This window comes from Stappia sp. ICDLI1TA098 (assembly GCF_054880955.1).
In genome coordinates this window covers 977,814-1,001,785 of sequence record NZ_JBTZBT010000002.1, presented here as the reverse complement: position 1 = coordinate 1,001,785, position 23,972 = coordinate 977,814, and the positions used below count along the sequence as shown (strand labels likewise).

The following is a 23,972-nucleotide window of genomic DNA, read 5'->3' as shown; positions in this document are numbered from 1 at the left end:
TCAGGCAAGGTCCGAGAACGCCTTGGCCAGTCGGGCGCAGGCGGTTTCCACCATGTCCTGCGAGATGGCGAAGGACATGCGGATATAGGGTGAGAGCCCGAAGGCCGCCCCCGGGACGACGGCCAGGCCGGCCGCCTCGAGAACATGTTCCGCGATCGCCGCGTCGTCGGTGAGCACCGTCCCGTCCGGGGTGCGCCGGCCGATGAGGTCGCTGCAGTCGATGAACGCATAGAACGCGCCTTCCGGGGGCCGCACGCGAATTCCCGGAACCGCCTTCAGTCCTTCCAGCATGGCATTGCGGCGGGCGCTGTATTCCTTGCCCGCGGTGGCGATGAAATCCTGCGGGCCGGTCAGGGCGGCGACCGCCGCGGCCTGCGAGATCGAGCAGGGATTGGAGGTCGACTGCGACTGGATCTTGGCCATGGCCTTGATCAGGTCGGCGGGACCCGCGGCATAGCCGATGCGCCAGCCGGTCATCGCATAAGCCTTGGACACCCCGTTGACGATCAGCGTGCGCGCGCGCAGGTCCGGGCAGGCGGTCAGGAACGAGGGCGCCTCAGCGCCGTCGTGCCGGATGTGCTCGTAGATCTCGTCGGAAAGCACGATGAGGCGCGGATGACGCTTGATCACCTCGCCGAGCGCCTGCAGCTCGGTCTGCGTGTAGGCGGAACCGGACGGGTTGTTTGGCGAGTTGAGCAGCAGCCAGCGGGTCTGCGGCGAAAGCGCCACCTCCAGCCGGCCCGGCGTCAGCTTGAAGCCCTCCTCGAACGGGCATCGGACCACCTTCGGCGCGGCACCCAGGAGCAGTGCCATGTCGGTGTAGGAGACCCAGTAGGGCGCGGGCACGAGCACCTCGTCACCCGGCTCGATCGTGGCCATCAGCGCGTTGAAGATGATCTGCTTGGCGCCATTGCCGGCGGAGATTTCCTCCCGCGAGAAATGCAGGCCGTTCTCGCGGGCGAATTTCGCCGCGATGGCGTCCTTCAGTTCCGGGGTGCCGTCGGCGGCGGTGTAGTGGGTCTGGCCGGCACGCATCGCCGCGACGGCGGCCTCGACGACATGGGCGGGCGTGTCGAAGTCCGGCTCGCCGACGCTCACGTCGATGATGTCGCGGCCCTGCCGGCGCATGTCCTTGGCCCGCACCGACACCGCCATCGCCGGCGACAGCTTGATCCGCCGCGCGCGTTCTGATTCGAAGGTCATGGGATCTGTCCCTTGTGCTTGCGGTCGGCTCATTTCTCGATCACGTAGCCGAAGGCGACGTCGCGCGCGGCAGCCTCCGGGTCGCGCTTTTCCGTCGGGCCGTAGCCGCCGCCGCCGGGCAGCGAGAGCACCAGCCGGCGGTCATGCGGCACGTGCTGGCGCCCCTTGGAGGCAAGGCGGGTGCCGTCGTCGAGCGTCACCGAGCCGGCCTGGCCGTCGCCGCCGCCGGCGCGTCCGCGCGCCGGATGGTCGATACGGTCGAACATGGCGTTGAAGGTGAACTCGTGGCCTTCCGCCGCGCCGATCTCGACCACCTGGCCGAGGCCGCCGCGGTACTGGCCGGCGCCGCCGGAGCCCTCGCGCAGCTCCTTGCGCCAGAAGATCACCGGGCCGACATGCTCGGTCGCCTCGATCGACATGGAGTGCACGCCACTTGGGAATGCGGTTGCGCTCAGCCCGTCGAGCGTGGCGCGCGCGCCGGCGCCGCCGCTGTTGAACAGCAGCACCTCGGCACGGCGGCCGCCGTCGGCCGGCGCCTTGTCGCCCTGCAGCGGCCTTGCGCTCACATGCAGGTTCCACAGCGCGCCGGAGCCTTCCGCCGGGATCTTGCCCGGCAGCATCTTGTGCACCGCGCCAAGAACCGCGTCGGGAATGAAGTGGCCGAGCACGTGGCGCACGGCCACGGGGGCGGGGCGCTGGGCATTGAGGATGCAGGTCGTCGGCGCCTCGAAGCGGAACGGCTGCAGCGAGCCGTGGTTGTTCGGGATGTCCGGGGCCAGCGCGCACTTCAGGCCGTAGCAGGCATAGGCCTTGGAGTAGATCATCGGCACGTTGATACCGAGCGGGCTCGGGCCGGAGGTTCCGTCGAAATCGGCGAGGATATGGTCCTCGGCGACATCGATGCGCACGGCGATATCGACCGGACTGCCGTAGCCGTCGACGCGCATGACGTTGTCGTAGGAGCCCTTCGGCAGGGCGGCGATCCGCTCCAGCGTCGCCGTGTAGCTGCGGTCGAAGACGAAGTCGGCCAGCGCCTCGAGGTCGTCGAGGTCGAATTCGCCCATCATGTCCATGAGCCGGCGGTGGCCGGTCTCGTTGCAGGCCGCGAGCGAGAAGATGTCGCCGACCACCTGATCCGCCTCGCGCACGTTGTTGCGCAGGATGTTGACGAGATCGCGGTTCACCTGGCCACGCTCGACGAACTTCATGATCGGGATGAAGATGCCTTCCTCGTAGACCTCGTTGGCGTCGGGGCCGAAGCCGCGTCCGCCCACGTCGACCACATGCGCGGTGCAGGCGAAGAAGCCGACGAGCCGGCCCTTGCGGAAGGACGGCGTCACCATGGTGATGTCGAGCAGGTGGCCCGTGCCCTTCCATGGATCGTTGGTGATGTAGACGTCGCCCTCGAAGATGTTGTCTTCGCCGATGTCCTTGATGAAATGGCCGACGGCCTCGGCCATGGCGTTGACGTGGCCGGGCGTTCCGGTCACCGCCTGGGCGATCATCAGGCCGCCGCGGTTGAAGACGCCGGCCGAGAGATCGCCCGATTCACGCACGCTGGTGCTGAAGGCGGTGCGGATGAGGGTGATCGCCTGTTCCTCGACGACGGAGATCAGGCGGTTCCACATGACCTGCATGTGGACGTCGGAGAGAGGGGATGCGGTCATTGTGTCTTCCTCGATCATGCCTTCGACCGGACCAGCAGGCAGCCGTCCGCCTGGACGACGGCCTCCTGGGCGTCGGTGATGATGGTCGTCGTCTCGTTCTCGGTGATGATGGCGGGGCCGGCGATGCAGTCGCCGAGCGCCATGGCGTCGCGGGCGACGACGGAGGCCTCGACGAAGCGCGCGGCCCTGGTCTCGAACATCTGGCGGCGTTCGTCCGTCTCGATCCTGCGGCTCGCGTCGACCCGCTCGACCCGCGGCGCCGGATAGGCCTCGGAGCTTGCCCGCAGCGACCAGCTGATGATCTCGATGTCGAGCGTGTCGATCAGGCGTCCGAAGAGCTGCTCGTAGACCGTTTCGAAGCCCTTGCGGAACGCGGTGACGTCATCGCCGGCGTAATCGCGCACTTCGACGGTGACCGGCACCTCCCAGCCCTGGCCGACGTAGCGCATGTAGGCGGTGCACTCGAGGGTGGGAACCGCGTCCGGCGCGCCGGAGCGCACGAAGGAGGTGGCTTCCTCGGTCAGGTCCTTGAGCACGGCATTGACCCGGCCGGCGTCGAAGGCGCCGAGACGGATGTAGGAGCTGCGCACGGACTCAAAGCCGAAGGGCGCGCGCAGGAAGCCGATTGCCGAGCCGACGCCGGCGCCCGGCGGCACCAGCAGTTCGTCGATGCCAAGCTTCTCGCACAGGCGCCCGGCGTGCAACGGCGCGGCGCCGCCGAAGGCGATCATCGTGTAGTCGGCAAGTTCCATGCCGTTCTCCACCGCGTGCATGCGCGCGGCGTTGCTCATGTTCTCGTCGACCACCTCGCAGATGCCGAAGGCGGCGGTGGCGACATCCGTGCCGAGCGGGCCGGACAGGTCGCGCGCCACGGCGCCTTCTGCGGCGGGCTGGTCCAGCGTCATCGTGCCGCCGGCGAAGCCCTCGGCGCAAAGCTTGCCGAGCAGGAGGTCGGCGTCGGTGACCGTCGGCCGGTCGCCGCCGCGTCCGTAGCAGGCCGGGCCGGGCTCGGAGCCGGCGCTGTGCGGGCCGACGCGGATCTGGCGCATGGAATCGACGGAGGCGATGGAGCCGCCGCCCGCGCCGATCTCCACCATCTCGATCACCGGGATCGAGATCGGCATGCCGCTGCCCTTCTTGAAGCGATAGGTGCGCGCCACCTCGAAGGTCTTGGCGGTCTTCGGCATCTGGTCGTCGATGAGGCAGATCTTCGCCGTGGTGCCGCCCATGTCGTAGGAGAGCACGCGCGACAGGCCGTGGCGCTTGGCGATGTGGGCGGCGAAGATCGCGCCGCCGGCGGGGCCGGATTCAAGCAGGCGCACCGGAAACTCGATGGCGCTCTCGACGCTGATGATGCCGCCGCCCGAATGGATCATGAAGACCGGGCAGTTGGTGCCCGCTTCCCGCAGGCTGTCGATCAGCCGGGTCAGGTAGGAGGCCATCAGCGGCTTGACGTAGGCGTTGGCGCAGACGGTGTTGAAGCGCTGGAACTCGCGCATCTGCGGCGAGACCTCGCAGGAGATCGACACCGAGAGGTCGGGCTTGCGGGCCAGCAGCGCGTCGCGCACCTGCCGCTCGTGGTCGCCGTTGGCATAGGAGTGGATGAGCCCGATGGCGATGCTCTCGAAGCCGCCGGCAAGGACCGTCTCGACCAGCGCGTCGAGCTCGCCGGCGTCGATCTCCTTCAGCACCTTGCCGGAGGCGTCGATGCGCGCGTCGAGGACGAAGCGCTCGTCGCGAGGCACCAGCGGCGCGGGCAGCACGATGTCGAGGTCATACTGCTCGAACCGGTTCTCGGTCCGCATCTCGATCACGTCGCGGAACCCCTTGGACGTGATCAGCGCGGTGCGTGCGCCGCGCCGCTCGATCAGCGCGTTGGTGGCGAGCGTCGTGCCGTGGATGATCGTGTCGATCTGCGACAGCGCCACGCCGGCCTTTTCGGCGACCAGTCTGACACCGTCGACGATGCCCTGCTCGGGTGCCGTGTAGTTGGTCAGCACCTTGGCCGAGTGCATGGTGTCGCCGACTTCCATGGCAACATCGGTGAAGGTTCCGCCAATGTCGGCCCCTACCCTGATTTGCATGCCGTCCTTCGTCATCTTTGTCGGGTCTCCGGTTGGCTGCGATCGCGGGCTTGCGCCGCGTATCGCCAGAAAGTGTATCAGTTGTATGACAACATATCTTTGCTGAAAGTCAAGTGATATGACGTCTGATTAGTTGGCGTGAGGATCAGTTCGCGGCATCTTCGGGAAGCAGTTCCGCGGGCACGTTCTGGAAGCAGACCGGCCGCAGGAAACGGCGGATGGCCAGCGTTCCGACGCTGGTGGCGCCGAAGTTGGTCGATGCGGGGTAGGGGCCACCGTGGACCATGGCATCGCACACTTCCACGCCGGTCGGGAAGCCGTTGACGAGGACGCGGCCGGCCTTGCGCTCCAGCACCGGCATCAGTGCCGCGGCGGTCGCGTTGTCGGCGGCTTCCATCTGCAGCGTTGCCGTGAGCTGGCCCTTGAGTCCGCGGGCAAGTTCGAGCCGCTCCGCGTCGGAGGCGACGGTGACGACGAGGCCCAGCGGCCCGAACACTTCCTCCGCCAGCTTCGGCTCGGCGAGGAAGCGCGCCGCGTCGGTGCGCAGCAGCACCGGCACGGCCTCGCGCGCCCCGCTTTCGCGCGTCGCGCAGAGCGAACCGCCGGCGAGCGCCGAAAGCTCGTCCGCGCCGTTGCGGAAGGCGGTGGCGATCCCGTCGGTCAGCATGGTCTGCGCCGGAACCTCGGCGAGTGTGGCGAGCGCGGCGGCGACGAAGTTGTCGGCGGCCGCGGCGTCGATCACCAGAAGCCCGGGGTTGGTGCAGAACTGGCCGGCGCCCATGGCCAGCGACTGGGCCCAGCCGCTGGCGATGTCGGTGCCGCGCGCGGCCAGCGCGCCGTCCAGCACGAAGACGGGATTGATGGAGCCAAGTTCGCCGAAGAAGGGGATCGGCTCGGCGCGGCGGGCGCAAAGGTCGAACAGCGCCCGGCCGCCGGCAAGCGAGCCGGTAAAGCCGACGGCGCTGATCAGCGGATGGGTGACGAGCGCCGTGCCGGCCTCGCGGCTGTCGCTCTGCACCAGGCTGAAGACGCCGGCGTCGAGGCCGCAGGCGCGGCGGGCGGCGTCGATCGCCTCGGCGACGATCTCGCCGGTCGCCGGATGCGCCTGATGACCCTTGACCACGACGGGGCAACCGGCGGCAAGCGCCGAGGCGGTGTCGCCGCCGGCGGTGGAGAAAGCGAGCGGGAAGTTGGAGGCGCCGAAGACGGCGACCGGACCGAGCGGCCGCTGCACCATGCGCAGCTCCGGGCGTGGCGGCTGGCGGTCGGGCAGGGCCTCGTCGACGCGCAGGTCCAGATACGCGCCCTTGCGGATATGCGTGGCGAAGAGGCGGAGCTGGCCCGTCGTGCGGCCGCGCTCTCCCTGAATGCGGGCTTGCGGCAATCCGGTTTCGGCGACGGCGAGGCGGGTCAGGTCCTCGGCGCGCGCCTCGATCTCATCGGCGATCCGCTCCAGGAACACCGCGCGCTCATCGCGGGTGGTGCGCGAAAACGCCGGAAAGGCGGCGTCCGCCGCCCGTGCGGCCCGGTCCACCTCGCCAGCACCGCCGCGACAGAAGCTGTGGGCGGGGCCGGTGACGGGCGAACTGTCGAAGCGCGCGCCGCTGTCCACCCGCTCGCCTGCGATCAGATGGTGTCCATGGGGCTGATAGGTCATGAGGCGATCCCTTTGTCTGGCGCCGCGCCCGACAGCGCGGCAGGTGCGATCCGCCATCTTCCGGGGCACGCCGGCCGTTGCCGTCGGGCGGTCCGGAAAGGGGATATGTTCTGTGTCCGGGATACGATCATAAAATAAGACATCATACAACAGTTGACTTTCATCTGAGAGCCGGTAGAAGCTCCAGAAGCATATGAATGCTAACGAGGAGCGCATCCATGGACCCGATCGAACTGAAGGAAAAGCTGGCGTCTGGCCTTCTCTCCTTCCCGGTCACGCACTTCGATGCCGAAGGGCGTTTCAACGGCGAGAGCTACCGGCGGCACATCGAGTGGCTGTCGGGTTATGAGGCCGCGGGCCTTTTCGCGGCAGGAGGAACGGGCGAGTTCTTCTCGCTCGCCCCCTCGGAGATCCCCGGGATCGTCCGCGCCGCCAAGGAAGCCTCGGGCAAGCTGCCGATCGTCGCCGGTTGCGGCTATGGCACGGAGATGGCTGTCGAGATCGCGAAGCAGGCGGAAGCCGCCGGCGCCGACGGCCTGCTGCTGCTGCCGCACTATCTGATCGACGCACCGCAGGAGGGCCTCTACGCCCATGCCCGGGCCGTGTGCGACGCCGTTTCCATCGGCGTGATGATCTACAACCGCGACAACGCCATCTACAAGGCCGACACCGTCGCCCGCCTCTGCGAGGATTGCCCGAACCTGATCGGCTTCAAGGACGGCAGCGGCGAGATGGGCTCTGTGCGCCAGGTCACGGCCACCATGGGCGACCGGCTGACCTATCTCGGCGGCATGCCGACGGCGGAGCTCTTTGCCGAGGCCTATCTGGCGGCCGGCTTCACCACCTATTCGTCGGCGGTGTTCAACTTCATCCCGGCGATGGCGGTGGACTTCTACAAGTCCCTGCGCGCTGGCGACACCGCTGCCTGCGAGGCGCATCTGAAGAATTTCTTCTTCCCGTTCATGGCCCTGCGCAACCGCGCTCCGGGTTATGCGGTTTCGCTCATCAAGGCCGGCGTCCGCCGTCAGGGCTACGCCGCCGGTTCGGTGCGCTCGCCGCTGACCGACCCGACGGCCGAGGAGGAGGCGATGCTCGCCGACCTCATCGCGCGCCAGCCCGGCCGCACCGTCTGAGGTCGCGCCGGCGCCCTGCCGGCCCGCGACACTGTCTGAAAAAAGAAAGCCGCGGCACGGACCTTCGTGCCGCGGCTTTTTGCATGCGCGACGCTGCCGCGCCCCGGCCGGCCTGCTGGCGCGGCCGCGCTCAGGCTTCCCGGTCGGCGATGCGGCGGGCGCAATCGAGCGCCGCCTTCGCCGCCGCGTCGATGTCCAGGTCCTGCAGCGCCACCACGCCGACGCAGCCCTCGATGCGAAAGGCCGAGCGGTCCGGATAGACGATGGGGGCGGCGACGCCGACCGCGCCCGCCTGCAACTCGCCCCGGGTGACGGCATAGCCGTCGGCGCGCGCCCGTCGCACCGCCTCCGCATCATCGGGCCCTTCCGGCCGCAGCGCGGCGATGGCGATGCCCGCCGCGCCCCGGTCCAGCGGATGACGGCTGCCGACCCTGTAGGACACGCCGAGCAGCATGCCCTTGGGCTCGGCCACCTGGATCGCCACGCATTCGCTGCCGTGACCGACACACAGGAACGCCGTCGCGCCGGCGCGCTCGGCCAGGTCCTGCAACAGCGGGCGGACCCTGGCGCGCAGTTGCGGCTCGACGCGCGAGGCAAGCGCCACGATGCCGCCGCCAAGCGAGATGCGCCCGCCGTCGCCGCGCACCACCAGAAGATGCTCCTCCAGCGTCGCCACCAGCCGATAGGCGATGGCCCGGTGCACGCCGAGCGCCTGAGCGATCTCGGCAATCGTCAGCCCGTCTTCTCTTTCCGCGATCCGTTCCAGCACGCTCAGTCCGCGCGACAATGTTTGCAGGCTCATGCCCGACGCTGCCCCCTGTCAGTGTTGACACCTATTCCGGTGCCCGGTATCGTTTCAGATAACGAACATATTGTGCGTTATTTGTAAATCGTGCAATGGCAGACTACGAGGGAGGCTTCATGACGTCCAATGTGGCGGAACCGCAGGCGCGGTCCGGTGCTGCTGGCGGCTGCCCGTTCACGGGCGCTGCGGCCAGTGGTTGTCCCGTTTCCAGCCGGGCGGAAGGGTTCGATCCCTTCGGTCCCGAGTACCAGCTCGATCCGGCCGAGGCGCTGCGCTGGTCGCGCGACGAGCTGCCGGTGTTCTACAGCCCCGGGCTCGGCTACTGGGTGGTCAGCCGCTACGACGACATCAAGGCGGTCTTCCGCGACAACATCACCTTCTCGCCCGCCATCGCCCTGGAGAAGATCACCCCGGTCTCCCAGGACGCGCTCGACGTGCTCAAGCGCTATGACTACGCGATGAACCGCACGCTGGTGAACGAGGACGAGCCCCAGCACACCGAGCGCCGCCGGGCGCTGATGAAGGCCTTCGAGCCGGAAGAGCTGCACCATCACGAGGCGATGGTCCGCAGTCTGACGCGCGAGTACATCGACCGTTTCGTCGACCGCGGCGAGGCGGATCTCGTCGAGGAAATGCTCTGGGAGCTGCCGCTGACCGTGGCGCTGCACTTCCTTGGCGTGCCCAAGGAGGACATGGACCGCCTGCGCGACTTCTCCGTCGCCCACACGGTCAACACCTGGGGCCGGCCGACCCGCGAGGAGCAGGTTGCCGTCGCCGAGGCTGTCGGCAGCTTCTGGCAATACGCCGGCGAGGTGCTCGAGCGCATGCGCCAGAATCCGGACAGTGATGGCTGGATGCCCTATGCGATCCGCCGCCAGAAGGATCTGCCGGACGTCGTCACCGACAGCTATCTGCACTCCATGATGATGGCGATCATCGTCGCCGCCCATGAGACCACGGCCCATGCCTCGGCCAACATGTTCCGCAGGCTGCTGGAAAACCGCGAGTTGTGGGACGAGATCTGCGCCGATCCCGGCCTCATTCCCAATGCGGTCGAGGAATGCCTGCGCCATTCCGGCTCGGTCGTCGCCTGGCGGCGCATCACCACCGCGCCGGCGGAAATCGGCGGCGTCGAGGTGCCCGAGGGCGCCCGCCTTCTGGTCGTCACCGCCTCGGCCAACCACGATCCGCGCCACTTCGAGAATCCGGACGAGATCGACCTCTACCGCCACAACACGGCCGACCACCTCACCTTCGGCTACGGCAGCCACCAGTGCATGGGCAAGAACCTCGCCCGCATGGAGATGCGCATCTTCCTGGAGGAGTTCACCCGCCGGCTGCCGCACATGCGGCTGAAGGAGCAGGAGTTCACCTTCCTGGCGAACACCTCCTTCCGCGGTCCCGAGCATCTTCTCGTCGCCTGGGATCCGGCGCTCAACCCGGAGCGCGAGGACCCCGCCAGGCTGGTGCCGCGCGCCGACTTCCCCATCGGCGCGCCGCAGGTCAAGGATCTGGCCCGCACGCTCACCGTCGTCGCCCGCACGCAGGTCGCCGAGGACGTCGTCGGCCTGACGCTTGCCGATCCCCAGGGCCGTCCGCTTCCCGAGTGGAGCGCCGGTGCGCATGTCGATCTGCTGTTCGAGGGCTTTGACCGCTCCTATTCGCTGTGCGGCGACCCGGCCGCCCGCGATCGTTTCGAGGTGGCGGTGCTGCGCGAGCAGGCCGGTCGCGGCGGCTCCGCCCATATCCACGCGCATCTCGCCGAAGGCGATACGGTGCGCGTGCGCGGGCCCAAGAACCACTTCCGCCTCGACGAGGAGGCCGAGCGCTACGTGTTGATCGCCGGCGGCATCGGCATCACGCCGATCCTCGCCATGGCCGATCGGCTGAAGCGCCTCGGCAAGGACTATGAGCTGCATTATGCCGGCCGGTCGCGGGCGACGATGGCCTTCGCCGAGCGCGTGCTTGGCGATCATGGCGCGGCCCTGCGGCTGCACGCGGCCGACGAGGGCGCGCGCATGGACCTTGGCGAGATACTTTCCACAGCAACCGGTTCCGGCGTCCAGGTCTATGCCTGCGGGCCCGAAAGGCTGCTGGCGGCGCTGGAAATCATGTCCGCCGGATGGCCGGATGGAACCTTGCATGTCGAGCATTTCCATGGTGGATCGGCGGCGCTCGACCCCAACCGGGAGCAGGCGTTCGAGGTGGAGTTGACCGATTCGGGGTTTGCCGTCACGGTGCCGGCGGATCGTACCCTTCTTGAGTCGTTGCGCGAGGCCGGCATTGACGTCCCGAGCGACTGCGAGGAAGGTCTGTGCGGAACCTGTGAGGTCGCTGTTGTCTCCGGCCCGGTCGATCATCGTGACAAGGTGCTCAGTCGCGCGGAACGCGAGGATGGCAAACGTATGATGGCATGCTGTTCGCGTGCGACAGGGAGGATCCGCCTGGCGCTGTGAGCCGGCGGCGAGACGCGCCACCGGGGGGCTTTCCGGTGGTGGCGACCATGAGGGAGAGGACGTTCAATGAACATGAAGACTGCACTTGCCGGTGTCGCGCTCGCCGCGATGACCGCCGCATCGGCCATGCCGGCCGCCGCACAGGAAATCACGCTGAAGCTCAGCCACTTCCTGCCGCCCGTCCACGGCATCCACACCGACTTCATCGAGCCCTGGGCCAAGGACGTCGAGGCCTGCACCAACGGTCAGGTCAAGATCCAGATCTTCCCGGGCGGAACCCAGCTCGGCAATGTCGCCAAGCAGCAGGAGCAGGTGCTTGCCGGCGTGGTCGACATCGCCCACGGGCTGACCGGCCTGCCGCGCGGCCGCTTCCCGCGCACCTCGGTCATCGACATTCCGTTCCTGACCGATGACGCGGGCGTCGCCACGCAGACCCTTTGGGCGATGTTCCCGGACTATCTTGCACCGGAGTACAAGGGCCTGAAGGTCCTGGCGCTGCACGCCCACAATGGCGGCCTGATCCACACGTCGGAGAAGAAGATCTCCGACATGGAGGACATGAAGGGCATGCGCATCCGCACGCCGAGCCCGGCGGTCTCCGCCATGCTCGAGCAGCTCGGCGCGATTCCCCAGGGCATGCCCCCCGGCCAGGTCTACGAGGGCCTGCAGAAAGGCGTGATCGACGGCACCGTCTTCCCGTGGGATCCGGTCAACTCGTTCAAGCTCTCCGAGGTGCTGAAGTACCACCTCGACGCCGGCGTCTACACGGTCTCCTTCTTCTTCGTGATGAACCAGGCCAAGTATGACGCGCTGCCGGAGAACGTCCGCGGCTGCATCGACCAGTACTCGGGCGATGGTCTGGTCGCCAGGTTCGGCGACTGGTGGGATGCCTGGGATGCCCCGGGCCTCGCCGCCGCCAAGGCCAAGGGCAACGAGATCACCGTTCTTTCCGACGAGGAGCGCGCCCGCTGGCGCGAGGCTCTGGCCCCGATGATCGCTTCCTATCTGGAAACGCTCAAGGGCGAGGGCGTGGAAGATCCCCAGGCGCTCTACAAGGCAGCCCAGGACTATGTCGCACAATTCTCCAAATAATGACCGGGCCGGCGTCGCGAAAGCGGCGCCGGTTTCTCCGCTCGGACCGCTCGGCGTCATCGCCGGGCTGGTCTTCCGGGTCACCGCCCTTGTCGGCATGGCCTGCCTCTTCGGCGCCGGTCTCGTCACCGTCGTCGACATCGTCATGCGGGCGTTCGAAAGCGGCATTCACGGTGCCGTCGACATTGTCCAGCTGCTGATCATGGCGACCGCCTTCACGGCGATCCCCTATGCCTTCTTCAGCGACGGTCATGTCAGCGTCGACATTGTCACCCAGTCCTTCCCGGACCCGGTGCAGAAATTGCTGCGCGCCCTGACCGCCCTTGCCTCGGCGGTCGTCATGGCGCTCATCCTCTACTACGGCTGGGAAGCGGCGAAGCTGCAGATGATGTTCGGCGACAAGTCGCAGAACATCGGCATTCCCTTGATCTGGTACTGGATGCCGCTCATCGTCGGCGCCGGGCTTTCGGTTCTCGCCTGCCTGTTCGTCGCCCTCGAGGCGGCACTCGCCTTTCGCTTTTCCTCCGGAGCCAGACGCTGATGTCCGCACCGCTCGTGGGCCTTCTCGGCTTTGCCGTGACGCTCGTCCTCATTCTGCTGCGCGTGCCGGTCGCCGTCTCCATGGCGCTGACCGGCATCGGCGGCTTCTGGTATCTGAACGGCTGGTCGGGCGTTGCCTTCACGCTGGGCGCGGCCCCCTTCGAGGCGGTCTTTCCCTACAGCCTTTCGGTCGTGCCGCTGTTCATCCTGATGGGCGTCTTCGCCGCACAGGCCGGCCTCTCGCGCTCGCTCTACGACGCGGTCAACGCCTTCACCGGCCATTTCCGCGGCGGCCTCGCCATGGCCACCATCGGCGCCTGCGCCCTTTTCGGCGCGGTCTGCGGCTCTTCGCTGGCAACCAGCGCCACCATGTGTCAGGTCGCCCTGCCGCAGATGCGCCGCCACGGTTATGACGACCGTCTCGCCACCGCCTCCATCGCCGCCGGCGGCACGCTTGGCGTGCTCATCCCGCCGTCGGTGATCCTGGTGCTCTACGGCCTGCTGACGGAAACCTCCATCGGCCAGCTTTTCGTCGCCGCGCTGCTGCCCGGACTGCTCGCGACGCTGCTCTACATGGGCGCCATCTGGGTGCAGGTGCGCCGCAAGCCCGAGCTCGGGCCGGCGAGCGAGCGTCAGTCGTGGCGCGAGCGACTGCGCGTGCTCGGGCGGGTGTGGAACGTGCTGCTGCTGTTCCTGGTGGTCATCGGCGGCATGTATCTCGGCTGGTTCTCGCCAACCGAAGCCGCCGCCGTCGGTGCGCTCGGCGCCTTCGCCATGGCGTTGCTGTCGGGCCGGCTCAGCCGCGCGACCTTCATCGACGGCATCACCCAGACCGCCCAGACCTCCGGCATGATCTTCATGATCCTGATCGGCGCGGGCCTGTTCAACTATTTTATCGAGACCTCGAACCTTCCCTCCTTCCTGGTCGGGACGATCCAGGACGCGGGGCTGGCTCCCTACACGGTGCTGTTTCTCGTCATCCTGTTCTACATCGGGCTCGGCTGCGTCATGGACGCGCTGTCGATGGTGCTGCTCACCATCCCGTTCATCTTCCCGATGGTCGCCGCCCTCGACTTCAATCCCGTCTGGTTCGGCATCATCGTCGTCACCGTCGCCGAGATCGGCCTGATCACGCCGCCGGTGGGCATGAACCTCTTCGTCATCCAGGCCGCGGCCCCGGATGTGCGCCAGGCGACGATCTTCAAGGGCATCGGCCCCTTCCTGGTCGCTGATGTCGTCCGCATTGCCATTCTGGTGGCGATCCCGGCGATCTCGCTCTGGCTGCCCGGCATGATGTTCTAGGGCCGGACATTGATCCCGCGATATCGAAAGGCCGGCGCTTGCGCCGGCCTTTTTCGTCTCCGGTGGCCGTAAAACAAAATGCAATCACAAGTCGAATTGTAAGGAGAAAAAGCACGCTATAGTATCAGTACCAGGGCGGACGCGGGTCCATTGCCGCCGGCCGGCCGCGCCGCACCCTGGGGGCACGGACATGAGCGGATTCGTCGGTTGGGTCGATTTCGACCGGGATCTCACCGCCCGCGTGCCGGTGGTCGAGGCGATGACCGCGACCATGGCCAGCCGGGGGCCGGATGGCGGCGGCACATGGGTGACGCCGCGCGCGGCGCTGGGCCTTCGCCGCCTGCGCCACGGCGGACCGGGGGCGGGCGGGTTTCTCCCCGCCCATCTCGCCGTCGGCGGGTCGGAACTTGCCGCCGTCATGATCGGCGCACTCGACAACCGCGAGGCGCTTGCCGAAGCCTTCGTCGGCGTGGGTGCCGGGGCTGGTCTTGCGCCAACAGGGCGGGAGGCAGCGCCGGACGGCGACGACACGCAACTCGTTCTCGCCGCCTATCTGGCGCTTGGCATCGAGGCCTTCGCCCGCCTCGACGGCAGCTTCGCCATCGCTCTTTGGGACGGGCGCGCCCGCGCGCTGCATCTCGTGCGCGACCGCTTCGGCGTGCGACCGCTCTATTACCATTCCTACGCCTCCGGCTGCCTTTTTGCCTCCGAGCCGAAGGGCATCATGGCCAATCCGCTGTTCGAGGCGCGGCTCGACCTGACGATGCTGCCGATCGTGCTGCAGCCGCGCATGGCCGCCGCTGGCGAGACACCGCTCAAGAACCTGCACGAGGTCCCGCCGGCAAGCGTTGTCAGCCTGTGTCCCGAGGGGCTGGGACAGCGCCGCTACTGGCGGCTGGAAAGCGCCCCGCACACCGACGACGCCGGAACCACGACGCAAACGGTCCGCGATCTTCTTGCCCGCGCCGTCGCCCGCCAGGCGCCGGAAGAGGCGAAGCTGGCCGCGATGCTTTCGGGCGGGCTCGATTCCACCTCTGTCGCGGCGCTGGCGGTGGCGGCGCGGCGTGTTGCCAATGGCGGCGGCGGAGATCCGCTGTCGACCTGGTGTCTGGCCTTCGAGGGCGACACGCGCCATTTCCAGGCGAGCGAGTTGCGCCCGGACGTGGATGCGCCCTTCGCCGCGATGGCGGCGCGCCATCTCGCCACGCGCCACACCACGCTTACCGCCTCGACGGAGGATCTGCTCGCGGTCCTGCCGGCCACCCGTCGCGCCCGCGATCTGCCGGCCTGGGGCCAGTTCGACGCCTCCATGTATCGGCTTTTCGCCGCCATGCGCGGCTCCGCCCGCCTCGGTCTTTCGGGCGAGGCGGCGGACGAGATCTTCGGCGGCTATCCGCATTTCTTCAAGCCGGAGCTGCTGGCGCGCGACGGCTTCCCCTGGGCCGGTGATGGGGTGCGCCTTGCCGACTATCTCGCCCCGGACGTGGCGCGCCTGTGCGAGCCGCGCACCCAGGAGGCCGAGCGCTGCCGGGCGCTGCTTGCGGATGTGCCCCGGCTTGCGGGAGAGCCGGCGGCGGAGGCGCGTATGCGCGAGGTGCTCTACCTCGGCATGGCCGGCCCCCTCTCGGTCATCCTCGACCGCAAGGACCGCATGAGCATGGCCCATGGGCTGGAGCTGCGGGTGCCCTTCCTCGACCATCATCTCGTCCAGTACGTCTGGAACGTGCCGTGGAGCATGAAGGCGGACGGCGGCACCAAGGGGTTGCTGAAGCGCGCCATGGCCGACCTGCTGCCGCCCGACACCTTGACCCGGCGCAAGAGCGCCTATCCGCACGTCCAGCATCCCGACTACGACGCGGGCCTGCTGCGCGCGGCGCGCGCCCTTGCCCTCGACGGCGGCTCGCCCGTCGCGGAGCTGTTCGACCTCCCCCGTCTCGCCGGCCTGGTCGAGGACATCTCCCGGGGAAATGCCGCGCGCCTGTCCGGCACCATGCTCCCCGGCGGCGCAAGCCTGCCGCACATGCTGATTCAGCTTGTCGAATTCTCCGAATGGGTGAAGGACTACGGGATCTCCTTGCGGTGAGAGGCGGCTCCGGCCGGCGATGGGCCTCCCCCGTGGCACTTCAGGCGGACGATGGAAATGGCGAGCGACATGAGCGACCCCCGCGAGGTGGAGACCGGTGCGTCCGGGCTGGCTCTGCGTGCGGTCGAGGCCGGGGACGCGGAGGCGGTCGCGGCGCTGGTGCGTGCGGCCTTCGCCGAACTCGCCGCGCGGGTCGATCCGCCGCCCTCTGCCCTGCACGAGACCGGCGCGCGGGTCGCGGCCCATCTGGCGGCCGGCGGCGCGGGCGTGCTGATCGCGTCGACAGCTTCCGCCGAGGACGCGCTGCTTGCCGCCTGCCTGTGGCACCCGGTGGAGGGCGGGCTCCATCTTGCCCGCCTCGCTGTTTGTCCCGCGCATCGGCGAAAGGGGCTGGCGCTTGCCTTGCTGGCCGCCGCGGAAGCCGCGGCGCGCGCTGCCGGCCAGCGCCGGCTGGTGCTGCAGACGCGGTTGCCGCTCGTTTCCAACCGCCGGCTGTTCGCGCGCGCCGGCTTTCGCGAGGTGTCCTTTCATGCCCATCCGGGGCACCTGGAACCGACCTTCGTGGAGATGCAGCGCGATCTCGACGTCTGAAATGGCTGTTCGCAACGCTGTGCGGGATGCGTCCTGCGGCCTCAGCCGCGCGGCTTGCGCCGGGCGATGATCTCCGCGATCCGGTCCGCGTCCTCGGCCTGCAGGTGGCGGCCGGTGTCGAGCAATTCGCTCATGTATTCGTCATAGGTCAGGCCGAGCCGCGCCGCCTTCTTCACCCGGAACATCGCCACGTCGCGAGAGGGAGCCTGGAACGCCGCCTTGCGTGCCGCCCGCCAGGCCACATAGGTGCGGATCGGCCCCGTCCCCCAGGCGGGCACATGCGGCTCGTCGAGCGGCGGGCCGCCGTTGTGACCGATCTCGGCCACCGCGCTCGGCGCGGGCGAGCGTCGGGCGCGGGGCTTTGGCATGCCGTATCGCCTGGGAAATCCCTGCAAGTTGGTCGCATCCTGTGAGAAGAGCCGCTTCCTGGCGCCGGAATATTTCCTTGTTCTTCGAAGATGACAGCAAAATCAAGCGGATTTTCGGACATATAGTCTTGACAAATTGCCTGCATAGCCGGCGGAAGCCTCCGAGCGTTGCATTGGGTTCCCGTCTGTTCCGCGCCCCTGAAAGCCGGCGAGGACAGTCCGGAGCGCGGAGGATTGGCGGAAATCGGAAGGATTTGGTGCGCTCGGCTGCGGCCGCTTCGGGGTTTCGCCGCGCGGTCGCGCTCCTGAGTGGGATCAAAATGACGTAGGGGCAGAGTCTGCTTGACTCTTAAAAGTGTCCGTTGCAATCTTTGTATTATACACGTTTTAAGTGTCTATAAGTTTTTTCATCCACCTCTCTCACACAAAAGAGGGGGTTTCATGATTGAGCTTGTTCCCATTACCGAACGGATCGGAACCGAGGTTCGCGGCGTCGACGTCACCGAGGGGATTTCGACACGGGATTTCGATCGGATCTATCAAGCCTGGATCGACAGCACCATCCTGCTGTTTCGCGGCCAGTCGATGACGCCTGACCAGCATGTGGACTTCACCCGGCGCTTCGGCGAGGTGGTGAGCTACACGCGCAAGGAGTTCGCCGCCGAGCGTCCCGAGATCCTCATCCTGTCCAACATCGCCAGGAACGGCCGGCTGATCGGCTCGCCGGTGAGCGGGCGGGTCTGGCACACCGACGGCCACTATCTGGACGAGCCGCCGGCCGGTTCGATGCTGCATGCCCTCGAGGTTCCCCCGCAGGGCGGCGATACGTGGTTCGCCAACATGTTCGCCGCCTGGGAAGACCTGCCGGAGCAGGTGAAGCGGCGCATCGAGGGGCGCGAGGTGGTCATCTCCCGCGTCCAGTCACGGCCCTACAACTATCCCGATCGGCCGCCGCCGACGGAGGCGGAGCGCGCTGAATGGCGCGACATGCCGCAGCCGATGGTGCTGACCCACCCCGAGAACGGCCGCAAGGCGGTCTATGCCGGCGGCAACGTGCCCTGGCGGATCGTCGGCATGGAGGAGAGCGATAGCGCGCCGCTGGTCACCTTCGTCCAGGAGTTCTCGGTGCAGCCGCGCTTCACCTACCGGCATCGCTGGCGGGCCGGCGACATCATCCTCTGGGACAACCGCAGCGCCATGCACCGGGCGACCGGCTACGACATGACCCGCTGGCGGCGCCTGATGCACCGCACCACGCTGGCCGCGCGGCACGGGCCCGACGAGGCCGCCACGCGACACTGACGCGGCCCGTCGGCCGGGCGAGAGGAGGGGTGGATGATCGGCGAGTGCGACTATGCGATTGTCGGCGGCGGGGCGGCCGGACTGGTGCTCGCCGACCGGCTGAGCGCCGATCCGCGGGTGCGCGTCGTGGTCATCGAGGCCGGGCGGCGGCGGCGCTCGCCGCTCCTGTCCGTTCCCGCCGGCGAGACGCTGCTTCTCGGCAACCCGCGCTACGACTGGCGGTTTCGCACGCAGCCGGATGGCACCCTCGAGGGCCGGCAGCTCGCCGTGCCGCGCGGCCGGTTGCTCGGCGGCTCTACGGCGATCAACGGCATGATCTTCGTGCGCGGCCAGCGCGACGATTTCGACGGTTGGGCGCGCGCCGGCTGCGAGGGCTGGGGGTGGGACGATGTCCTGCCCTTCTTTCGCGCGCTGGAGGACTGGCAGGGCGGGGAGGAGACCGCGCGCGGCGTCGGCGGACCGATCCGCGTCGAGCTTCCGCGTCACCGCGAGCCGCTTGCCGAGATCTTTCTCAAGGCCACCGTCGAGGCCGGCTTCGCGCTCAATCCCGACTACAATTCCGGCGATCTGGAGGGCTTCGCGCCGGCACAGATCACCGCCCGCTCCGGCCGTCGCTCTTGCGTTCTCGACGGGCATCTCGCCGAAGCCGCCGGCCGCGAGAATCTGCGGATCCTCTGCGATGCGGAGGCGACCGGCCTGTGGTTCGACAAGGAACGCTGCCTTGGCGTCGCGCTGACGCGGGGAGGCGAGACGACGATGCTCCGCGCCCGGGCGGAGACGGTGCTCTGCGCCGGCACCATCGGTTCGCCGAAGCTGCTGGAGCTTTCCGGCATCGGCGATCCCGCGGTGCTGGCGCGCGCCGGCATTGCCCCCCGCCACGCGCTTCCCGGCGTCGGCACGGGCTTTCGCGATCATCTGGCCGCGCGGCTGCGCTGGCGGGTCCGCCCGCCCCCCGGGACGCGGCATCTCACCTTCAACGAGCGCACACGCGGCTTCGCCCTGCTGCGCGAGATCCTGCGTTACGGGGTGAGTCGCACCGGCGTGCTTGCCCAGCCCATCGCCGTAGCCGTCGGCTTTGCCCGCTCCACCCCTGGCGAGCCGGTGCCGGATCTTCAGTTCCATTTCGCTCCGGCAAGCTATCCCGTCTCCGGCAAGAGCCGTCGGCTCGACCGGCAACCGGGCATGACCATCGGCGTCTATCCGATGCGGCCCGACGCGGAAGGCACGGTCCATGTGCAAGGGCCGGATCCCTCCCTTCCGCCCGCCATCGCCACCGCCTTCCTGTCCTGCGCCGCCGACCGCCGGCGCCTGCTGGCCGGCATCGCCATGGCCCGGCGCATCGTCGCCTCCCCCGCCTTTGACGCCTGTCGCGGCGAGGAGCTGGTGCCCGGTCCCGGCGTCATCGGCGAGGAGGCGTTGCTGGCACATCTGCGGGAGAGCGCCGACACCTCCTTTCACCCGGTCGGCACCTGCCGGATGGGAACCGGAGCGAATGCCGTCGTCGATCCGCGTCTGCGCGTTCACGGGCTGGCGGGCCTGCGTGTCGTCGATGCCTCGATCATGCCGACCCATGTCTCGGGCAACACCCAGGCGGCGGCGATGATGATCGCCGAGAAGGGCGCTGCGATGATCCGGGCCGATGCCGAGAGCCCGGCCGCCGTCGCGCCGTGGGTCAGCCCTGCGCCGGCCCGGCCGGGCGACCTCGTCGTCGCCGCCGGAGACCCGCTGGCGGCGGATGTCGTGGCGCTCCTTGCCGCCTCCGAGGAACTTGCCAGCGCGCTCTATCCGCAAGAGAGCGTGCATCTGCTGCCGCGCGCGGCGCTTGCCGATGACCATGTGCGCTTTCTCGTCGCCCGCGACGGCCTCGGGCGCGCGCTCGGCTGCGGCGCGCTTGTGCTGGAAGGCGGCGGCTTCGGCGAGCTCAAGCGCATGTTCGTGGCGGCGCACGCCCGCCGGCGCGGCGTCGGCCGCGCGTTGCTTGCCGGGCTCGACGCGGAGGCGGCGGCGCACGGCCTGCACACGCTGCGGCTGGAGACCGGTGTCGCTCAACCGGAGGCGCTGGCCCTCTACCGCGCGGCCGGCTTTGGCGCATGCCCGCCCTTCGGCGCCTATCGCCCCGACCCGCTCAGCGTCTTCCTGACGCGTCCGCTCGATCCGCAACCTCAAAGGAGTGTGCGCCATGCCTGACCGGTTCGACCACGCCGGCAACCTTGCCCGCGCCTGTGATCACCGCGCCCATCGCGGGGCGTTCTGGCCACCGGCCGAGGCGCATGCGCTGTTCAGCCTCGACATCGCCGCCGCCGCGCCGCCGCTCGATGCGCAAGCCCTTGCGCTTCTGGACGAACTGGGCCGGCTGATCGAGCGCGAATGGGCCGCCTGCAAGGCGAGCCCGCCGCCGTCGCGCGGCCGGTTCCACGATCCAGCACCCATTGCCGACCTGCTCGCGCGGCTGGCCGAGCATCTGCCGCGCGATGCCGACCGCACCGCGCTGCGCCTGCGCGCCGCCGCCATTCGTACGGGCTACACCGAGGAGGGGCTGCGCACGCTTGCCGCCCTCGATGAGGACCTGATGGTCGTCGTCGGCCAGATCGCCACCTGGTACGGCAAGCAGACAGGCGGTCTGCCCACGGCCTTCGCCTGCCGGCGCGACGAGGCGGGAGCCGCGGTCATCGGCGCGGCCTGCGGACAGCTCGCGGCGGTCGAAGCCTGTTTTCGGGACCTGCACACCCATCTGCGGCTCGCGGCGCTTCCCGCCTTCGTGCCGACGCGGCTTTTCTTCATGGCCGGCGAGGGCAACCGTCATCCCAAGCACATCGCCTATTTCCTGCCGGAGGACGAGGGCGTGAAGCGCTCGCCCTACAAGAAGACCTGCTATTTCGCCAACACCCATGCGGCGCTGGTCGAGCGCGTGTCGCTCGCTCATGCCCGGGCGCTGCTCGATCTCGGCGGGCCGTTGCCCGGCACTGTCGCGGCGCTCGGGCCGATCCCGACGCTTGGCGTCTTCGCCCATGAGGCCGGCCATTTCGTTCACCGCGAAGGGGGCGTGTCGTTCCAGGGGCTGAACGCCGCCGACCGCTGGACCTCGGTGGTGCTGCAGGAGGCGGCCGCGGACGTCTTCGGCCTGCTCGCGCTGGCCGAGGTGCTGGCGCCCGCCGCCGGCGCGACGGGCGAGGACGCGGTCGCCTATCACCTGGCCGAATGCCTGCGTTACGTCGACCGCGGCCTCGGGCTCTTTCCCGACAGCGACGGCATGTTTCTCCAGCTTGCCTGGCTCGCGGACTTCGGCGTGCTGGAGGTCGCCGAAGACGGCGCCGGGCGCGCCATCCGGCTTTCCGGCTCCCCCGATGCGGTGCTTGCCGCCTTCCGCGCGCTCGCCCGGGTGCTCGCCGACACGCTGCTCGCCGGCGATGTCGAGCGCTCGCTGGCGCTGGCGCGCGACTTCGGCCCGTCCGGCGGCCTGCGCCGGCTCGCCCCGCTGGTTGCCCGTCTGGCCGCGCACCCGGCGACGACGATCGAATACCTGCAGGAACCGGCGGACGCGGCGCGTGCCGCGGTCGCCATGGCAAGCTAGCCCGAGGGACCGGGCGACAGGATCCGCGAAAGGAGCCAACCGATGGCCGAGATGATCACCGACAGCCTGCCCCGGACCCCGGTCCTTGACCGCGTGCACGCCTACTACTGCACCCGGCTCGACGCCCCGGCGGCGCGCCGGCGCACCATTTACGAGATCTGGGAGGCGGGCGAGGCGCATGATGATTCCGTCACCCCCTCGACCTATTGTCCCGACTACCGCGCCCATATCGGGCTCAAGATCGTGTCGCTGACGCAGCCGGGCGCGCGCATTTTCTCCATCGGCTGCGGCAACGCCTTCGTCGAGGCCGATCTGGTCGGCGGCGGGCGCCACGTGCAGGCCATCGACTGCAACCCGGAGGCCGTGGCGCTGGCAACGCGCAAGGGGCTGGAAGCCTTCGTCTCCGACTTCTTCACCCTGCCCGACGGTCATCTGTCGGGTTTCGACGCGATCTATGCCGACGGGCTGCTCGGGCATCTCTACCGGTCCGACACCGGGCTTGCGGATTTCTTCGGCACGCTGCGCCGGCTGGCGCCGAAGCCCGGCGCGTGGCTGATCTTTTCCAACGACGCGCCGCTCGAGACGGGACACGACGTCGAGCCGCATCGCCGTGTCGCCGATTTCTGGATGCTGTCGCGTGCCAGACTGGTCGCGGAACTGGAGACGGCCGGCTACACGGCGGCGGAGGACTATCACTATCCCTACCTGCGGCCGGTCAGCGGCCTGCGCAACCGCACCATCTGCATCGGCTGCGTGCCCACGGGCTTCCACGCGGGCGGGCACGCGCATCCCTCCGGCGCGGCCGGCTGAGGCGATGCCGGCCGCCCCCGGGTTCGCCGCCCGTCTCGCCGAGGTCGTGCCCACGCTCGCCGAAAGCTATGGAACGCCCTTTCACATCTATGACGAGGCCGGCATCCGCGCCACGCACCGCGCGATGGTCGCGGCCTTCGGTGACTGGCCGGTGACGCAGTATTTTGCCGTCAAGGCACTTCCGAATCCGGCAATCCTTCGCGCCTTGGCGCAGGAGGGGAGCGGCCTCGACTGTTCCTCGCCGGTGGAGCTGCGTCTCGCCGGCGAGGTCGGCGTTTCGGGTGAGGCCATCGTCTTCACCTCCAACAACACGACGCGCGCCGAACTGGCGATGGCGCTGGATCGCGGCGCTCGCATCACCTTCGACGACGCGGCCCATCTGGCACTTGCCACCCAGCTTCCGGCCACGGTCGCCTTCCGCGTCGCCCCGCACGGGGCGGCTGCGACCTCGGCGCTGATGGGGGCGGCCGGCCAGTCGAAGTTCGGCGTTCCCCGCGACCGGCTTGCCGCGGCCTACAGGCTTGCGCTGGCGCGTGGTGCCACCCGGTTCTCCATTCACGGCATGACCTGCGCCAACGAGCTCTCCGTCGCCGTCGCGCTCGCCGCCGCGCGCGATCTGGTCGAGACGGCGCGGACGGTGGAAGCAGAGACCGGCATCGCGTTCGACAGCGTCAATTTCGGCGGCGGCCTCGGCATTCCCTACCGGCCTGGCGAGACGGCGTTCGATTTTGCCGCCTATGCGGCCGGCCTCGTCGCGCTGCTGCGCGAGGCTTTCGCCGGCCGCCGGCCGCGCATCCTCATGGAATGCGGGCGCTACGTTTCGGGTCCGCACGGGGTGCTTGTCGCCCGTGTAGTCAACCGGCTCGACAAGGGGCGGCTCATCGTCGGGCTCGACGCCTCGATGTCGGCGCTGATGCGGCCGGGCTTCTACAGCGCTGCCTATCATCACGTCACGCTGCCCTTCGCCGAGGCCGGACGCGGGCGGGTCACCGCCGATGTGGTCGGCTCGCTTTGCGAGAACGTCGACCGGTTCGCCGTCGACAGGCAGATCGCCGACCCGCGCGTCGGCGATCTGGTCTGGATCCACGACACCGGCGCTCATGGCGCGGCCATGGGCTTCACCTACAACGGCCGGCTGCGGCCGGCGGAGCTGCTTCTGAAAAACGATGGCCGCGTTGTCGAGATCCGCCGCGCTGAGCGGTTCGAGGACTATGTGGCGACCCTCGCCGACGGCACGCGCACCCTCGCGCGAGCGCCGTCCGCAGGCGTCGCCGCGATCCGTCTTGACGGCATCGCCGTCTGATCCTA

At 68.9% G+C, this 23,972-nt stretch carries 18 protein-coding genes; 12 read left to right on the top strand and 6 right to left on the bottom strand.

Translation table 11 applies throughout. From position 1 onward, the window contains the following. From ACSLUQ_RS14870 to ACSLUQ_RS14855, 4 genes are all read right to left on the bottom strand, one after another. The gene (locus tag ACSLUQ_RS14870; protein WP_461808956.1) at positions 1–1,203 is read right to left on the bottom strand and encodes an aminotransferase class I/II-fold pyridoxal phosphate-dependent enzyme; all 1,203 of its coding nucleotides are present in this window, start codon (positions 1,201–1,203) and stop codon (positions 1–3) included. A 29-nt stretch (positions 1,204–1,232) separates the two neighbouring features. Next, positions 1,233–2,870 carry a hydantoinase B/oxoprolinase family protein gene (locus ACSLUQ_RS14865; RefSeq protein WP_417771752.1) on the bottom strand — a complete coding sequence of 546 codons (1,638 nt, stop codon included), beginning with the start codon at positions 2,868–2,870 and terminating at the stop codon, positions 1,233–1,235. 14 nt (positions 2,871–2,884) lie between these two features. Further along, entirely contained in the window at positions 2,885–4,969 is a 2,085-nt protein-coding gene (locus ACSLUQ_RS14860; protein ID WP_461808955.1) for a hydantoinase/oxoprolinase family protein, read from the bottom strand. 130 nt (positions 4,970–5,099) lie between these two features. Then, on the bottom strand, positions 5,100–6,611 hold the full coding sequence (locus ACSLUQ_RS14855) for an aldehyde dehydrogenase (NADP(+)) (protein WP_461808954.1): 1,512 nt from the start codon (positions 6,609–6,611) through the stop codon (positions 5,100–5,102). Positions 6,612–6,829: 218 nt separating this feature from the next. Here ACSLUQ_RS14855 and kdgD point away from each other — a divergent pair, with 218 nt between their 5' ends. Continuing rightward, positions 6,830–7,744: a 5-dehydro-4-deoxyglucarate dehydratase gene (gene kdgD / locus ACSLUQ_RS14850; protein ID WP_417771755.1), complete on the top strand. Its 915-nt coding sequence runs from the start codon at positions 6,830–6,832 to the stop codon at positions 7,742–7,744. A 130-nt stretch (positions 7,745–7,874) separates the two neighbouring features. Here kdgD and ACSLUQ_RS14845 read toward each other — a convergent pair whose 3' ends face one another. Beyond that, positions 7,875–8,546 (bottom strand): IclR family transcriptional regulator, encoded by a 672-nt coding sequence (locus ACSLUQ_RS14845; protein WP_461808953.1) that lies wholly within the window; start codon positions 8,544–8,546, stop codon positions 7,875–7,877. Between the two features lie 119 nt (positions 8,547–8,665). Between ACSLUQ_RS14845 and ACSLUQ_RS14840 the strand changes: the two genes are divergently transcribed. The 6 genes from ACSLUQ_RS14840 (at position 8,666) to ACSLUQ_RS14815 (ending at position 16,613) form a co-directional block, all read left to right on the top strand. After that, positions 8,666–11,005 (top strand): cytochrome P450, encoded by a 2,340-nt coding sequence (locus ACSLUQ_RS14840; RefSeq protein WP_461808952.1) that lies wholly within the window; start codon positions 8,666–8,668, stop codon positions 11,003–11,005. Between the two features lie 66 nt (positions 11,006–11,071). Then, entirely contained in the window at positions 11,072–12,097 is a 1,026-nt protein-coding gene (locus ACSLUQ_RS14835) for a TRAP transporter substrate-binding protein (RefSeq protein WP_417771758.1), read from the top strand. After that, complete coding sequence (locus ACSLUQ_RS14830; RefSeq protein ID WP_417771759.1) at positions 12,075–12,638, top strand: TRAP transporter small permease; 564 nt, start codon at positions 12,075–12,077, stop codon at positions 12,636–12,638. The genes ACSLUQ_RS14835 and ACSLUQ_RS14830 overlap by 23 nt, the downstream gene beginning before the upstream one ends. Then, the gene (locus tag ACSLUQ_RS14825) at positions 12,638–13,939 is read left to right on the top strand and encodes a TRAP transporter large permease (protein ID WP_417771760.1); all 1,302 of its coding nucleotides are present in this window, start codon (positions 12,638–12,640) and stop codon (positions 13,937–13,939) included. Before ACSLUQ_RS14830 ends, ACSLUQ_RS14825 begins: the two co-directional genes overlap by 1 nt. Positions 13,940–14,129: 190 nt before the next feature. Then, entirely contained in the window at positions 14,130–16,022 is a 1,893-nt protein-coding gene (gene asnB, locus ACSLUQ_RS14820; RefSeq protein WP_461808951.1) for an asparagine synthase (glutamine-hydrolyzing), read from the top strand. Positions 16,023–16,091: 69 nt separating this feature from the next. Further along, on the top strand, positions 16,092–16,613 hold the full coding sequence (locus ACSLUQ_RS14815) for a GNAT family N-acetyltransferase (protein WP_461808950.1): 522 nt from the start codon (positions 16,092–16,094) through the stop codon (positions 16,611–16,613). Positions 16,614–16,654: 41 nt separating this feature from the next. Here ACSLUQ_RS14815 and ACSLUQ_RS14810 read toward each other — a convergent pair whose 3' ends face one another. Further along, positions 16,655–16,981: a hypothetical protein gene (locus tag ACSLUQ_RS14810; RefSeq protein WP_417771763.1), complete on the bottom strand. Its 327-nt coding sequence runs from the start codon at positions 16,979–16,981 to the stop codon at positions 16,655–16,657. Positions 16,982–17,422: 441 nt separating this feature from the next. Here ACSLUQ_RS14810 and ACSLUQ_RS14805 point away from each other — a divergent pair, with 441 nt between their 5' ends. Genes ACSLUQ_RS14805 through ACSLUQ_RS14785 form a run of 5 tightly spaced genes read left to right on the top strand, consistent with a single transcriptional unit; the run spans position 17,423 to position 23,967 of the window. Continuing rightward, positions 17,423–18,283 carry a TauD/TfdA dioxygenase family protein gene (locus tag ACSLUQ_RS14805; RefSeq protein ID WP_461808949.1) on the top strand — a complete coding sequence of 287 codons (861 nt, stop codon included), beginning with the start codon at positions 17,423–17,425 and terminating at the stop codon, positions 18,281–18,283. A 33-nt stretch (positions 18,284–18,316) separates the two neighbouring features. Continuing rightward, positions 18,317–20,470, top strand: coding sequence for a GNAT family N-acetyltransferase (locus ACSLUQ_RS14800; protein ID WP_461808948.1), 2,154 nt, complete (start codon positions 18,317–18,319; stop codon positions 20,468–20,470). Continuing rightward, a complete protein-coding gene (locus ACSLUQ_RS14795; RefSeq protein WP_461808947.1) occupies positions 20,463–21,854 on the top strand; it encodes a hypothetical protein in 1,392 nt (463 codons plus the stop codon). Before ACSLUQ_RS14800 ends, ACSLUQ_RS14795 begins: the two co-directional genes overlap by 8 nt. Before the next feature lie 42 nt (positions 21,855–21,896). Beyond that, the gene (locus ACSLUQ_RS14790; RefSeq protein WP_461808946.1) at positions 21,897–22,664 is read left to right on the top strand and encodes a class I SAM-dependent methyltransferase; all 768 of its coding nucleotides are present in this window, start codon (positions 21,897–21,899) and stop codon (positions 22,662–22,664) included. Positions 22,665–22,668: 4 nt separating this feature from the next. Beyond that, entirely contained in the window at positions 22,669–23,967 is a 1,299-nt protein-coding gene (locus tag ACSLUQ_RS14785) for a diaminopimelate decarboxylase family protein (RefSeq protein WP_461808945.1), read from the top strand. Positions 23,968–23,972 lie beyond the last annotated feature (5 nt).